13 protein-coding genes are annotated in these 13,970 nt (G+C 43.0%); 7 read left to right on the top strand and 6 right to left on the bottom strand.

Annotation, left to right across the window (positions count from 1 at the left end):
- Window positions 1–45: 45 nt before the first annotated feature.
- Together FHS10_RS04590 and FHS10_RS04595 are read right to left on the bottom strand one after the other, a co-directional pair.
- A complete protein-coding gene (locus FHS10_RS04590) occupies window positions 46–1,404 on the bottom strand; it encodes a HAMP domain-containing sensor histidine kinase (RefSeq protein WP_259088055.1) in 1,359 nt (452 codons plus the stop codon).
- Window positions 1,388–2,086, bottom strand: a complete 699-nt coding sequence (locus FHS10_RS04595; RefSeq protein WP_259088058.1) for a response regulator transcription factor — start codon at window positions 2,084–2,086, stop codon at window positions 1,388–1,390. The genes FHS10_RS04590 and FHS10_RS04595 overlap by 17 nt, the downstream gene beginning before the upstream one ends.
- Before the next feature lie 540 nt (window positions 2,087–2,626).
- Here FHS10_RS04595 and FHS10_RS04600 point away from each other — a divergent pair.
- The gene (locus FHS10_RS04600; RefSeq protein WP_259088061.1) at window positions 2,627–2,848 is read left to right on the top strand and encodes a hypothetical protein; all 222 of its coding nucleotides are present in this window, start codon (window positions 2,627–2,629) and stop codon (window positions 2,846–2,848) included.
- Here FHS10_RS04600 and FHS10_RS04605 read toward each other — a convergent pair.
- Complete coding sequence (locus tag FHS10_RS04605; protein ID WP_259088063.1) at window positions 2,845–3,600, bottom strand: YdcF family protein; 756 nt, start codon at window positions 3,598–3,600, stop codon at window positions 2,845–2,847. The genes FHS10_RS04600 and FHS10_RS04605 overlap by 4 nt on opposite strands.
- A 120-nt stretch (window positions 3,601–3,720) precedes the next feature.
- Between FHS10_RS04605 and FHS10_RS04610 the strand changes: the two genes are divergently transcribed.
- The 5 genes from FHS10_RS04610 (at window position 3,721) to FHS10_RS04630 (ending at window position 9,376) form a co-directional block, all read left to right on the top strand.
- Window positions 3,721–3,930: a YtxH domain-containing protein gene (locus FHS10_RS04610; RefSeq protein WP_259088065.1), complete on the top strand. Its 210-nt coding sequence runs from the start codon at window positions 3,721–3,723 to the stop codon at window positions 3,928–3,930.
- 65 nt (window positions 3,931–3,995) lie between these two features.
- On the top strand, window positions 3,996–4,550 hold the full coding sequence (locus FHS10_RS04615; RefSeq protein ID WP_259088068.1) for an arylesterase: 555 nt from the start codon (window positions 3,996–3,998) through the stop codon (window positions 4,548–4,550).
- 446 nt (window positions 4,551–4,996) lie between these two features.
- Window positions 4,997–7,663: an alpha-L-rhamnosidase gene (locus FHS10_RS04620; protein WP_259088071.1), complete on the top strand. Its 2,667-nt coding sequence runs from the start codon at window positions 4,997–4,999 to the stop codon at window positions 7,661–7,663.
- Window positions 7,664–8,040: 377 nt separating this feature from the next.
- On the top strand, window positions 8,041–8,685 hold the full coding sequence (locus FHS10_RS04625) for an START domain-containing protein (protein ID WP_259088073.1): 645 nt from the start codon (window positions 8,041–8,043) through the stop codon (window positions 8,683–8,685).
- Window positions 8,686–8,731: 46 nt separating this feature from the next.
- A complete protein-coding gene (locus FHS10_RS04630; protein ID WP_259088075.1) occupies window positions 8,732–9,376 on the top strand; it encodes an START domain-containing protein in 645 nt (214 codons plus the stop codon).
- A 548-nt stretch (window positions 9,377–9,924) separates the two neighbouring features.
- Here FHS10_RS04630 and FHS10_RS04635 read toward each other — a convergent pair.
- Window positions 9,925–10,956, bottom strand: coding sequence for a sterol desaturase family protein (locus FHS10_RS04635; RefSeq protein WP_259088077.1), 1,032 nt, complete (start codon window positions 10,954–10,956; stop codon window positions 9,925–9,927).
- 651 nt (window positions 10,957–11,607) lie between these two features.
- On the opposite strand from FHS10_RS04635, the gene FHS10_RS04640 reads away from it, so the two are divergent.
- Window positions 11,608–11,877 carry a hypothetical protein gene (locus FHS10_RS04640; RefSeq protein WP_259088079.1) on the top strand — a complete coding sequence of 90 codons (270 nt, stop codon included), beginning with the start codon at window positions 11,608–11,610 and terminating at the stop codon, window positions 11,875–11,877.
- Here FHS10_RS04640 and FHS10_RS04645 read toward each other — a convergent pair.
- Window positions 11,874–13,034: an MFS transporter gene (locus FHS10_RS04645; protein ID WP_259088080.1), complete on the bottom strand. Its 1,161-nt coding sequence runs from the start codon at window positions 13,032–13,034 to the stop codon at window positions 11,874–11,876. The two genes, FHS10_RS04640 and FHS10_RS04645, sit on opposite strands and share 4 nt — an antisense overlap.
- A gap of 177 nt (window positions 13,035–13,211) precedes the next feature.
- A complete protein-coding gene (locus FHS10_RS04650; protein ID WP_259088082.1) occupies window positions 13,212–13,922 on the bottom strand; it encodes a hypothetical protein in 711 nt (236 codons plus the stop codon).
- Window positions 13,923–13,970 lie beyond the last annotated feature (48 nt).

A 13,970-nucleotide genomic window follows, 5' to 3' on the forward strand; every position in this document is an offset into this window, starting at 1 on the left:
ATAATTAGGAGGATCTAAGAAAGTTATTAGAATTTGATTAGAGTTTTAGCCCAGGGGTAAAAAGACTTTAATTTCGGTACCTGTACCCACTTCAGAGCTAATCCCTAAACTGCCTTTGTGTAAACGGATGATATTTAGAGTCAGAGGCAGCCCAACCCCGTGCCCTTCAAAATCATGCGCATTTGATGCCCTGAAGAAGGGCTCAAAAATATGCTGAAGTTCTGTTTTCGGAATGCCTATACCCTGATCGGTTATAGCTATAATGATCTTTTTATTTTCGGCGGACAGCGCGACTTTAACTACTTTGTTATTGGAGTATTTGCAGGCATTACTAATAATATTGCTGATGGCCAGTAGTAATAAATTACTGTTGCCTTTTACAAGCAACAGGCCTTCATCCTCGGGTATGCTTTCAAAATCAATATAGATCTCGCTCTCGGGGATTACCTTTTTAACAGCTTCTGAGGCGGTTAACACCAGTTCGTCAATACGGATGCTTTCCCAGTTTTGTCGTTTGCCATCAAACCCCGACTGGGCCAGTGTAAGCAGGCTATTGAGCATTTGTCTTAATTTTTCCGATTCGGAATAAACGGTACTTAATATTTCCCGTTGCTGTGGGTTAAGGTCCTGTTTGTTTAAAGCCAGTTCAAGTTCGCTGCTAATAACGGTTAAGGGTGTGCGCAACTCATGTGATGCATTGCTTACAAAGTTGTTTTGGGTTTCAAACGCCGTTTCAAGGCGGTTAAGCATATCGTTAAAAGTGAGCGATAGCTCGGCTATTTCATCTTTGCCGCTTAGCTCATCCAGTCGGAAATGCAGGTTATTGGCGGTGATGTTTTTAACGTTGTTGATGATGCGCCGCACTGGTTGAAAAGTATAAAAAGAGAAAATCTTCCCGATAAAATAAACCAGTACCATAGCCAGCAAAAAACCATAGATCAGAATTTCCTGCAGGTCCTGCAGTTCCTGGAAGCCGGCGGGGTTTGAGGCCGATACAACCACTATAGATTTGACATCGCCCTTTGAAAACAACGATCCCGCATAAAACGTATTTTTGTCCTTTAAATGTGCATGACCGGTTAGCATAATGTCTTTTACAAAATTACCGTCCATCTTAACATTTGCAGGGATCTCTGCTTTGCCGTTTTTGTTGATGATGAAAAAATACTCCTTTTCAGCTTCCAGTTTTTCCAGGTATTTATTCCGTACATCAAGCGTAGCCTGGCTTTTGGCCCCGGGGGAAAGGTGTACTTCAGCATAAATATTTACCCGGGCTTCCAATCGTTTATAAAAATCATCAAAGCTGAATTTATAGGCAAAATAAAATGTCGAGGCGCTAAGCAGCACCAGGATACTACCCGATAGCAAGAGGAAAAGCAGGGTGATTTTACTTTGTATTTTCATTGGTATCGCTTTCTTTCATCATATATCCCATCCCAAAAACAGTGTGAATCAGTTTTTCGCCGTTATTCTTTTCCAGTTTTTTGCGAAGATAGTTCACATAAACATCCACAACGTTGGTGCCCATATTAAAGTCAATATCCCAAACACTTTCCAGGATCTGGATGCGGGAGAGTACCTTTTTCTGGTTTTTGATAAAATATTCCAGTAAGCGGTATTCGGTAGCTGTGAGTTTTAATGGTTCCAGGTCCCTGTAAGCAATTTTCGATTCAGTATCTACCTTTAAGTTGTTGATGGTAAAAATGTTGCCTGTTGGGTTTTCTGTCCCGCTTCGCCTTAGTAAAGTACGCAGGCGCGCGGCCAGTTCTGCCATTTTAAAAGGTTTGGCCAAATAATCATCGGCTCCGCTATCTAATCCGTTTACAACGTTTTCGGTAGAGTCAAGTGCGGTAAGCATAATAATGGGGACTGTTTTATTGTGTTGCCTTATGTTTTTGCAAACCTGTACACCATCCATCAGCGGTAGCATAATGTCTAAAATTATGAGATCAAAATTATTGCTAAGCGCCATTTGCAGGCCATTAACCCCATTTGAGGCTACGCTTACCTCAAACCCGCTTTCGGCAAGGCCGCGCTTAATTACCGACGCTATATTTGGTTCGTCCTCTACTAACAATATCCCCATATACTAATATTTCCCCAATTGTAAGGGGCTGTTTAAAAACGGTTCCGGAAAGATATTATAGCCAAAAAATCGCCATTGCCTCGTTGTTCCTTCTACCCCTGGCATATTCGTTTGTACGCCGGTTACGACTCACCCGGTCTACGCTTCGCTGGACCACCCTATCTCCGGCTGCGCCGCAAAAGAGGCTTGAAAAAGCTTTTTTAGCCCTCTTTGCAACGAAGTTGGAGAGAGGGCCGACGGGCGAAGCCTCGTCGGGGTGAGTCGTCTGCACCTTGTTCACATCATGCTGTCCTTCAGATACCGAAAATCTTACCAAAGGCAATAATAATCTATTTTCGTTATTTTTAAACAGCTTCTAAGTGGCCATAAAGCCAAAGTAAAAAAAATAAGCAACTTTTAAGCCCAATAAACAATATCTACTACGGTTGCCAGTGATATATTTGACAACAAAACCAAAGAAATTTAACAGGAAATCCATGCAAAAATATACCCGTTTACAGGTATATTTTATTATTAAAAGTGTTACCAAATTAGCGCCAAATGTCAAAATTTCTGAAAATTCAACCTTCCATTTATTGTGAAAACTGTATCATATGCGGTAAAAGACCGGTAATTAGCCAGGTAGGGGCCAAATATGTAGTGAGATGCCCAACAGATATTGAACATTACCGAACCAAAGAAGGGCTGATTGATATTGATGACTGGAATAGGAAAAACAAAGCCGATAACGCGGATGATAATATCAGGAACTTGAAACATTAAGCCCTGCCTGTTATTAAATTAACAACTACGCCAACAATCTCCTTGATATAAATATTCCACCCACTCAGCGCGTCTGCAGACGGTATAAAATCTGAAAAAGACCAACCCCTGTCTCCGGCTACATAGTTGCATGGATAGGCTATAACGTCAACATTGCTTTTTTTGAAGATCTGCAATGAACGACGCATGTGAAAGGCCGAGGTTATCAACAAGTAAGGGCCTTTTTCGTGTTGTTTAATTAATAGCTGTTTACTTAATGAGGCATTTTCCCTTGTATTGCGCGATTGGTTTTCTATCAGGATGCAGCTATCAGGAACCTGTAGGATATTTAATTGCGATTTTGCCCAGTCTGCTTCTCTAAAACCATCAGCAAACAAGTTGCCGTTGCCGCTTGAAATTAAAATCTTTTTTACCCTGCCTGTTTTTTGCAGCATAACTCCCTGTATAAACCTGTCTGCTGCCCAGTTAAATGAGCCTTTACCATTTTTGTCGTCGCCAGAAAAGCCACCTAATACAATCGCGGCACTGTAGGTTTTATTGGGTTCAAGTTTGCCGGGGGCAACATCCCAGGCCCGGGCCAATAAATTCAAAAATAATGGGGTCGAAAATGTCCAGAGCACTATAAACCCCCAAAGCAGGCATTTACGTTTCAATTTTGACTTCTTTGAAAACACAGCTACAGCCAATAAAACAAAGGCATAAAGGAACGGGCAAAGTAAAAAAGAAAGTACTTTTGACAGGATAAAAAACATAGTACCAGTAAAAATAGATAAAACATTAAACTTTTTAAACCCGCATAACTCTTAACTTACAGATGCGTAACAAACTGGCATCATGATTGTCATATACTCAATAAATTAAATAGCAAAATTATGGGCTTTATAAAAACACTTGCCATTGGCGCAGCAGTTGCCTACGGTATAAATTATGTTACTAAAAAGGGACCTGATGGTAAATCCATCATTGATAACCTTGCCGATGAAGCTCCCGAATGGATGGACCGTGCAAAAAAATACGGCGAACTTACGTTGGAACAAATTGCGGTACGGGCTCAGAACTACAGAGATAATAATAGGTTTTAAGAGTTTTGAGTTCTGAGTAAGGAGTGTTAAGTCAAAAAACATCCTCAGAGCCCGTCCTGTAACTTATGCAGAATATTCTTTTCTTTGGCGATAGCCTCACGGCAGGGTATGGTTTGCGCGATCACAGATCCGAATCATTCCCTGCTTTAATACAACAAAAGATAGATGCCCTGGGCTTGCCGTATCATTGTATTAACGGCGGCCTTAGTGGCGATACCACATCTGGTGGCCTCATGCGCCTGGATTACTGGCTGAACCGCCCTCTGCATGTATTTGTGCTCGAACTGGGTGTTAATGATATCATCAGGGGCATTTCGCCGCAATCTACTTTCCAAAACCTTCAGGCCATTATTGACAGGGTAAAACTCAAATACCCCGGTATTAAGATGCTGATGATGGGGATGGAGATTCCTGCCTTTATCCCCGGTGCTTTTGCCGCAAACTTTAAAGCTATTTTTAGAAAGCTGGCCGACGTTAACCAAATAGCCTGTGTGCCTTTTTATTTAGATGGCGTGGCCGGTAAATCCCATCTTAACCTTGCCGATATGCTGCATCCTAATGCCGCCGGTTACAGGGTAATGGCCGATAAAATCTGGCCTGATTTGAAGCGCCTTTTGTAAGCAATATCCCCATTGTTTTTGTTAACCTTTAGTGCACCTGCGGATATCCTTTCGTGCACCTTTCTTGTACCTTACTGCACCTTTGTATATCCTTTTGTGTACCGTTGTTTGTTGTTTAAGTTGCTGTTGGATAGTGACTTATGTGTGTTTTTGGTATTTTGCTTCTTTGAATAAATACAAAGGCATCTAAATAGTGATGCAACAGGAAAAGGCGATTTTTCTATCTTAACAAATTTACAAAAAATATTACTCATTTTCAATAAAAACCGCCCTTGCCATGCACTTAACTCATCAAATACTTTGCTGAGGCTTAAACTTGTATTAAACTAGCCCTTTTATAGTGCAAGACAGTGCAGGTTGCCAATACCACCCCATCCGGTTAACATTGTGTCTGAGAAGAATTACCAGGCATTTGCTACATTTATCCATCTTAATATTTCCCATACATGAAACATCCTTTATGTAAGCTTTCGCTTTACATCATTTTCCTGTTCAATATTGTTCAAAACGTATACGCCGAAACACCTGCCAAAGCCGTTGGTTTAAAGTGCGAGTACCTGGTAACGCCCATTGGTATTGATGCCAAACACCCACGCTTAACCTGGCAAATGGACGATGCGCAACAAGGCGCGGCCCAATTGGCATACCAGGTTTTTGTAGGTACGGATTCTGTTGCTGTGAGCCAGGGAAAGGGGAGTAGCTGGACGACCGCTAAAACGATATCATCATCAAATCTAATTACCTACGGTGGTAAAGCTTTGCAGCCATTCACTAAATACTACTGGCGGGTACAATTATGGGATGAGGCCGGTAAAAAGCTTGCACCATCGGCAGTAACCAGTTTTGAAACCGGGATGATGGAAATGCGCAACTGGAAGGGTTCATGGATTAGCGATGGTAAAGGTATTGCCACGCAGGCCGCGCCATATTTCAGGCATGATTTTAAGGTTGCTAAAACGATAAAGTCGGCAAGGGCTTATATCGCGGTAGCGGGTTTGTATGAAATGTACATTAACGGTAAAAAAATTGGCAACCACCGCTTAGATCCCATGTACACCCGTTTTGACAGGCGTACGCTTTATGTATCTTATGATGTAACCGCCAACCTGCAAAACGGAAAAAACGCGGTAGGCGTACTGTTGGGCAATGGCTGGTACAACCACCAAAGTACTGCCGTATGGTATTTTCACCAGGCACCATGGCGCAGCAGGCCAACCTTCTGCATGGATCTGCGCATTACCTATACCGATGGCACTATCGAAACCGTATCGTCTAATACCGAATGGAAAACTTCTTTTAGTCCGGTAGTATTTAATAGTATTTACACTGCCGAGCATTATGACGCCCGCAAAGAACAACCGGGATGGAATACGCCAAGCTTTGTTGATAGCGCCTGGAAACAGGTGATCAACCGGTCGGCACCATCGGCAAATATTGTGGCACAAAGTCTGCAGCCTATCCGTAATGTAGAGGAGATAGCTACAAAAACTATTACTAAATTAGATAACAACCTTTGGGTATTTGATATTGGCCGGAATATATCGGGTGTAAGCCAGATCACGGTTAAAGGCGATTCGGGCACAGTAATCCGTCTGAAACATGCCGAGCGATTGAACAAGAACGGCCATGTTGATCAATCCAATATCGATCTGCATTATCGCCCAACGGATGACAAAGACCCTTTCCAGACAGACATATTTATTCTTGGTGGTAAAGGCGAGGAAACCTTTATGCCTAAGTTTAACTACAAGGGCTTTCAATATGTAGAGGTAAGCAGCAGTAAGCCAATTCAGCTCACTAAAGAAAGCCTGAAGGCCTATTTTATGCACAGCGATGTGCAGCCGATAGGGGAGGTTAAATCATCAAACCCAACTATTAACCAAATATGGAGTGCCACTAATAACTCATATCTGAGCAACCTGCAGGGGTACCCCACAGACTGCCCTCAGCGTGAAAAGAATGGTTGGACAGGGGATGCCCACATAGCCAGCGAAACCGGCTTGTTTAGCTTTGATGCCATCACCATTTACGAAAAATGGCTGGCCGACCATCGCGATGAGCAGCAGCCCAACGGTGTGCTGCCCTCCATTATCCCAACTGGTGGCTGGGGTTACGAATGGGGTAACGGACCGGATTGGACAAGCACCATCGCCATCATCCCATGGAACATCTATTTATTTTATGGCGATAGCAAATTGCTGGCCGATAGCTACACCAGCATTGAAAAATATGTGAACCACATTAATGACCTTTACCCAACCGGCTTAACCACCTGGGGCCTGGGCGATTGGGTGCCCGTAAAATCGGTATCGCCGGTGGAATTAACATCATCTGTTTATTACTATACCGATGCCAATATCCTGGCTAAAGCCGCCAAAATATTAGGCAAGCAGGATGATTATATAAAATACACCGCGCTTGCCAATAAGATCAAAAACGCCATCAATGCCAAATACCTGAACGCGCAAACGGGCATTTACGGGCAAGGCTTGCAAACCGAGCTAAGTGTTCCGCTGTTTTGGGGAGTAGTACCTGATGGGCTTAAAAGCAAAGTAGCTGCCAACCTGGCCGCGCGCGTTGCTGCCGATAATTTCCACCTGGACGTAGGCATCCTGGGCGCTAAAGCTATTTTAAGTGCATTAAGCGATAACGGTTACCCGGATGTGGCGTACAAGATTGCTTCACAGGAAACCTTCCCATCATGGGGCTGGTGGATGGTTAATGGGGCTACTACTTTGTACGAAAACTGGCAGATAGACGCCAAATCTGATATCTCCTTAAACCACATCATGTTTGGCGAAATTGGTGCCTGGCTGTACAAAGGCATAGCAGGCATACATCCCGATCCTGAGCATGCAGGCTTTAAAAACGTGATCCTGGCACCTCATTTTGTACCAGGTTTAAATGAGTTTACGGCTACGCACGATGGTCCGTATGGCAAAATCATCTCCTCATGGCAGCGCACAGCAAGTGGGGTTACCTATAGGGTGACAGTGCCGGCAAATTCAACGGCCAGTATTCAGCTACCGGCGGGCAAGGCTTACCTTGGCGGCAAACCAATTGCCAATTTTTACCAGGCCAAAGCGGGGAGCTATGTTTTTGAATTGAAGTAATGTGAGTTCGATATAAGAACCCCCAAATGTCATTTCGACGAACAGCGGATGGCTGAGTGGAGGGTGAGGAGAAATCTTATGCGTTATGCAGTCCATCGTAGCATATCGTATAAGATTTTTCGCTTCGCTCAATAGATAGTTTTTCTTTGGCGCAACCGCTCAATCCCGCCCTTGCTCAATCGAAATGACATACTTTTCTTGATTTGCGATTGCCTTTTCTTATATCGAACTCAAGTTGAAATAATAGGCAATTGCCATAGCAGTTTCATATTTAATATTTACCAATAAGCAAATGACCTTGCGTTGACAGGCCGGTGAAATCACCGGCCTGTTTTTGTATTAGTTTTGTTACACCGGATAATATCCCGGCTAACCTTATGTATAAGAAATTGACTTTGTTGCTGCTGCTTGTTGTGCAGTTTGCATCGGCAAGGACAGATGGCAACTGGAACCTTGATAAAGACGACGACGGGATTAAAGTGTACACACGCAATATTGCCAATTCAAAAGTAAAAGCTATAAAGGTTGAATGTTACCTTGATGCCACGCCATCGCAGCTGGTATCGGTTATTATGGATATTAATAACGGCGATGATTGGGTTTATCATACCTCATCAAGCTATATTGTAAAACAGGTTTCGCCGGCAGAGATCTATTATTACTCGCTGGTAAAAGTACCATGGCCTGTTAAAAACCGGGATTTTATTGCACATATTAAAGTATCGCAAAACCCCACTACTAAAGTTGTTACGGTTGATGCGCCTTGTGTGGCCGATATGGTACCGCGTAAATCGGGCATTGTACGTATTGAAGAGTCGAGCGGTCAGTGGGTTATTACGCCTGCTGATGCCGGTAGGGTTAAAGTTTGTTACACCCTGCATACCGATCCGGGAGGCGATGTGCCCGCTTGGCTAACCAACATGTTTATTGCACAAGGCCCAATGGAAAGCTTTAAAAAGCTGAAAGTGCAATTGCAAAAGCCGGTTTATAAAAACGTCAGGCTGAGTTATATAGTGGATTGAGCCTGACGTTTTCTGAATTTATAATACTTATCCTGCTGCCTTTATTATGTATAAAAAATTAACCTTGTTGTTTACCCTGATAGTGAATTTTGCCTTTGCCCAGGCAGGAGAGGATTGGAAATTGAAAAGCGAGAGCGACGGCATTAAAATTTTTACCCGTACAGTTCCCGATTCAAAGATCAAAGCCATTAAGGTAGAATGTATTTTAAACGCAACCCCAACGCAATTAGTGGCGGTGCTGCTTGATGTAAAGAACAGCGAAGACTGGCTATACCATACCTCATCAAACTATATTGTAAAGCAGGTATCGCCATCCGAATTATATTATTATTCTAAAGTAGAAGTGCCCTGGCCTGTAAGCGATCGCGATTTTATAGCCCATATTAAAGTAGTACAGGATGCCACCACCAAAGTAATTACCGTATATGCACCATGTGTGGCCGATATGGTGCCCGTAAAGCCAGGTATAGTACGCGTCGCGGATTCGAATGGTAAATGGGTACTAACACCCGAAGCCAACGGAAAGGTGAAGGTGCTATATACCCTGCACGCCGATCCCGGTGGCAGCATCCCGGCCTGGCTCAGCAATATGTTTGTAACCCAGGGCCCTGCCGAAAGCTTTAAAAAGTTAAAACTGCAACTGCAAAAGCCGGCTTATAAGAATGTGAAGTTGCCGTTTATTGAGGATTGAGGGGATAAGCGTTTGATGTAAAGTTAATTATGTCATTACTTCGTACCTATTCATGCCTTTTTTTAAAAACGTTTGTCATCCTGAACGCAGTGAAGGAACTTCTTCACTATAAAAGTCTGCAATTAGCAGGGCGAAGAAGATCCTTCGTTCCTACCCATGACAAGTTGTAGATCCCAGACTTACGAAGTTTTTAAAACTTCGTAAGTCTTTCGTCGCATTGTCATTCCCATCTTCAAAGTCCTCCGAATTTTAAAACTACCCATAACAAGTCGACCATGTCATTGCGAGGAACGAAGCAATCGCGAACTGTGCAGAACCGCTCTGTATAGCATGAGATTGCTTCGTTCCTCGCAATGACATCGCTTTACATTGTCATTCTACCTTCAGAATTTCCGTGGCTGTTCGGAGACTTCGAACAGCGAGTGGTACGAAACAATTCCGTCACCCTGCTTATTCGCTCTGTAGGGCTACGAGATTGCCGCGCTGCGCTCGCAATGACATAGTTTTATAGTTGTCATAGGGTAGACACAAAGGAATGATACAACTCTTTAGCCCAACACTTTTTCCCTATCTTCAACATTCTTCTTCTCCAATTCATCAAAATATTTCTTTTTAACTACGGTGGTCATTTTATGATCGCCGGTGTGGCTCCAGCCGGGGGGCATCACAATGTATAGGGCCTTATTTTTAAGGCCGGGGGCTTTGTACACATCTTTTGCCAAAGCTACTATCTCTCCAAAATAAGCATCCAGGAAACTGTTTTTGATCATGGGGCGACTGATCCCGTACTCAATCGGAATGTTCACATCTTCGTTTTGATAAGTGCCGAAAACCCTGTCCCAAATGGGCAGCAGGTTGCAAAAATTAGTATCCATATACGTTATATTGCGGGCATGGTGTACCCGGTGGTGCGATGGTGTAAGCAATATGTTGTTTAAAAAGCCAAGCCGACCGTCTTTAATGGCGTTTTCGCCAATGTGGATAAACGTGCCCCAAAAACCATCAATAAACATAATTACAGCCAGCATTGGCGGACTTACACCCAGCAGCATACAGGTAGTGGTGCGGATAAAATCGGCATAAGGAGCTTCTAAAAAGAAGTGGGCAAAACCGATAGAAAGGTTCATGGTTTCGGGCGCGTGATGGGTGGAGTGCAGGCACCAGAACAGCCTTACCTTGTGGCCAAAATAATGATAAAGAAAATGGCCAAACTCCCAGACTATATACCCGTAAATAAACCAATACCAGGTAAAGTTGGTTTTAAAGATAGCATACTTTTCAAACCAGCCAATACATAATATCATCATGGCAATAGATATCACCCGGCCAATAAAAGAATTGAGAACGAAAGAGAAGAAGGGCAGTTTGTAATGAATAACCTTAAATCGCTTATAAAAAGCACCCCTTATAATCTCAAGCAGCAGCAGGAAAGGCATAATAGGGAAAAGCATGGCCTGAACACCTTCATAGGTGAGCAGTTTGCTGTAATTACCAGATTTGATGATCTCAGTAAGATTATGCCAGCTGCCCCAGCCAAAAAAACCTTTAAAAAGATCAAGTATGCTGTTTAAAAAATCCATTAGTAAAAATTATAATTGGTTATATTAATAATGTACTTATGTATGTACAATGCTAAATTATAAAATTACAATGGTTACCAGGTTAAAATGATAAAAAATTATAGCGGGTAGTAAGAGCCTGTTTAAATTTCTTTCAAAAATATTTTTACAGCCTCCATTAAACACATATACAGCCCTGATATGTGCTCTTGACGTATTGTGTTGCCACAAACAATTGCATGAACGCGGGCTACGACTCACCCGGTCTACGCTTCGCTGGATCACCCTCTCTCCGGCTGCGCCGCAAAGAGGGTTAGCAGAAGCAAAAATCTTTTTAGCCCCTCTATGCGACGCAGTCGGAGAGAGGGGCAGACGGGCGTAGCCTCGTCGGGGTGAGTCGTCTGCGCTAACCCATACGTCGTTCCTTTCCATAATGAAATTCATATAAGTTATTGATTGCCAGTGGATATTTTCAATACGTCATCGCCGTTTTTTTCAGGGATATCCATGATGCATCCTCGCAACGACGGTTTTTTATTTATTTTTAAACAGGCTCTAAGATTCAGAAACGCCGAAGAAAAGTTGATGGCAAAACCTGCTATCAGCGTTACTTAAAATCTCACAAAAATAAAACCAATCCCATTTTTAACGCTTTAATAATAAAACACAATTATGAATGCTTATCAACAAAAATGGCTGGATGTACTGCACAGCAGTAACCTGCCGGGATGGAAAATTGAGGCGCAGGGGAATGATATTTTAATTGATATGCCTCATATTACCGATCTGAAACTGATCCGCGATAATTTGCCCGAAACTTTGGCTTTAATGTCGCTTGATATTGAGATCCCTAAGGAACGGTTGAAGTTTATGGTACATAATGGTTACGAGCAGTTTGACTACCTGCTAAACCCCGGCGAGGCCGATTTGAGTAAGGCTTAGGAGTCGAGTTTGGCCTTGGAAGATACGATCACTACGGATAACCCCATCATAGCTATCAGCACAAATGATGCCCTTAGTGTGGCTATGCCTGCTATAAAGCCAATAACGGGTGGCCCAATTAAAAAGCCCAGGAAACCAATGGTTGATACTGCCGCAAGCGCAACACCAGGCTGCATAGTTTTTGATTTGCCCGCGGCACTGTAAACCATAGGCACTACCGATGATACACCCGCGCCAACCAACAAAAAACCTCCTATAGCGGTGTAGATATAAGGGAAAATTACGGCTATGGCGAGGCCTGTGGCGGTTAATGAACCGCTAACCTGTAAGGTTCTTTTTAAGCCAAAGCGATGTGCAAACCAGTCGGCAATAAAACGGCCGCTGGCCATGGTGGCCATAAAAGCGGTAAAGCCTATGCCTACCATGGCGGTAGGGGCCAGCACCACCTTTTTAAAGTAAATAACACTCCAGTCAAACATAGCGCCTTCACATATCATAGAACAAAAAGCAATAATGCCCAATTTAATCAGTGAGCTATCGGGCATTACAAATACGGGGCCGGCATCGGCAACTTTATCATCTTTTAAATAGCGGGCAGCTATAATAACACCGATGGCTATTACCACCAGCATTAACACAAAATGATGAAAAGGGGTAATGTCATGTGCAATCATAAAGGTGCCTATGCCTGCGCCTGTAAACCCGGCCAGGCTCCATAAACCATGGAAAGATGCCAAAATAGGTTTTTGATAAGCTTGTTCGGTAGCTACAGCCTGGGTATTAACAGAGATATTAACCGCGTTACTGCTAAAGCCAAAGCCAACCAGGCAAATAATTAGCTGAAAGGTATTTTGAGCTAATCCTAAACTTACCAAAGCGACAGCGTAAACCAATAACGCGATAATGAGCAAACGGCGGCTGCCAATTTTAGTAATGATCCAGCCCGAGAAGGGGAGGGAGCACATTAAGCCAACCGGTAAGGCAAATAGTACAGCACCCAAAGCGGCATCTGATAAACCCATGGTTTGCTGCACGGTTGCGATACGTGATGCCCAGCTTGAAAAGCTTAAACCAGCCATAAAAAACATAGCGCCAACAGCTATGCGTAGCTGTAGCCTGGTGTTTACTGATTGTATTTTTATGGGTGTATCTATCATTTTAAGTTATCTAAGTGTATAAAGTACACTTAGATGTACTGATGCAAATATAAGGCAATTATCTAAACTTTTGTTATGCTAAATCGTTTTTTACTTTGGAATGGATTTTTGAATAATAAAAAATAAAGCAGCTGTTGCAAAACAGCTGCTGAATAATAATGATTGGTTTGGGTGTATTTATTGCTTTAAGTTAAACGAACCTTTAACAGTATGGCTGGCGAAAGATTCGTCCATTACCGTGGTGTTAAAAGTGCCAGTTACCGTTCCTTTTAAAGTGGTTGAATAGGTTAATACAGTAGCTTTTGCCCTGCCACCTGAGCCGGTTAACGCTTTACCTCCTGAAGTTATAGAAGTTAAAAATATATCAAAAGTACCCGGTACAGCGCCCATAAATGACATGATAAAAGCATTGTTAGTATCCTGGGGGTTAAGCATACCTATTTGTACGCCTCCATTAGGGTATAGGAAACTTGTTTGAGGGTCCCCTGGTTTAAATATCACAAAATTGGTGTAAGAGTTTAAGGTAACAACAGATCCGTTATCAACCTGGTAAATAATGGTGCCGGTTGCACCGATAGCAAGGCCAGCTCCGTCTTCTGTTCCGGTTCCAGTACCAGTACCCGTTCCAGTGCCTGTGCCGGTTCCAGTGCCTGTGCCGGTTCCAGTGCCTGTTCCAGTTCCGGTACCTGTTCCAGTGCCAGTACCCGTTCCTGTGCCGGTACCAGTACCAGTTCCAGTTCCAGTTCCAGTTCCAGTACCAGTTCCCGTTCCCGTATTAGTAGTTGTGGTTGAAGCTCCGGCTGGGAGCACATCTCCTTCGAGTTTACAGCTGCTTACTGTAGCCGTTAAAAACAGGAAAGTAAAAATTTTGCAGTAAATATTTTTCATATGCACTCAGCTGATTTTAATAGTTTTACGTGCATTAAATATATAATA

The sequence above is a fragment of the Mucilaginibacter dorajii genome (assembly GCF_024808255.1).
GTDB lineage: Bacteria > Bacteroidota > Bacteroidia > Sphingobacteriales > Sphingobacteriaceae > Mucilaginibacter > Mucilaginibacter dorajii.

Bases quoted from the DNA above. Each gene is read 5' to 3' on its own strand.
- FHS10_RS04615 (WP_259088068.1), top strand. From the start codon at position 3,996: ATGCAGAATATTCTTTTCTTTGGCGATAGCCTCACGGCAGGGTATGGT.
- FHS10_RS04605 (WP_259088063.1), bottom strand. From the start codon at position 3,600: ATGTTTTTTATCCTGTCAAAAGTACTTTCTTTTTTACTTTGCCCGTTC.
- FHS10_RS04590 (WP_259088055.1), bottom strand. From the start codon at position 1,404: ATGAAAATACAAAGTAAAATCACCCTGCTTTTCCTCTTGCTATCGGGT.
- FHS10_RS04620 (WP_259088071.1), top strand. From the start codon at position 4,997: ATGAAACATCCTTTATGTAAGCTTTCGCTTTACATCATTTTCCTGTTC.
- FHS10_RS04635 (WP_259088077.1), bottom strand. From the start codon at position 10,956: ATGGATTTTTTAAACAGCATACTTGATCTTTTTAAAGGTTTTTTTGGC.
- FHS10_RS04630 (WP_259088075.1), top strand. From the start codon at position 8,732: ATGTATAAAAAATTAACCTTGTTGTTTACCCTGATAGTGAATTTTGCC.
- FHS10_RS04610 (WP_259088065.1), top strand. From the start codon at position 3,721: ATGGGCTTTATAAAAACACTTGCCATTGGCGCAGCAGTTGCCTACGGT.
- FHS10_RS04645 (WP_259088080.1), bottom strand. From the start codon at position 13,034: ATGATAGATACACCCATAAAAATACAATCAGTAAACACCAGGCTACAG.
- FHS10_RS04625 (WP_259088073.1), top strand. From the start codon at position 8,041: ATGTATAAGAAATTGACTTTGTTGCTGCTGCTTGTTGTGCAGTTTGCA.
- FHS10_RS04600 (WP_259088061.1), top strand. From the start codon at position 2,627: ATGTCAAAATTTCTGAAAATTCAACCTTCCATTTATTGTGAAAACTGT.
- FHS10_RS04640 (WP_259088079.1), top strand. From the start codon at position 11,608: ATGAATGCTTATCAACAAAAATGGCTGGATGTACTGCACAGCAGTAAC.
- FHS10_RS04650 (WP_259088082.1), bottom strand. From the start codon at position 13,922: ATGAAAAATATTTACTGCAAAATTTTTACTTTCCTGTTTTTAACGGCT.
- FHS10_RS04595 (WP_259088058.1), bottom strand. From the start codon at position 2,086: ATGGGGATATTGTTAGTAGAGGACGAACCAAATATAGCGTCGGTAATT.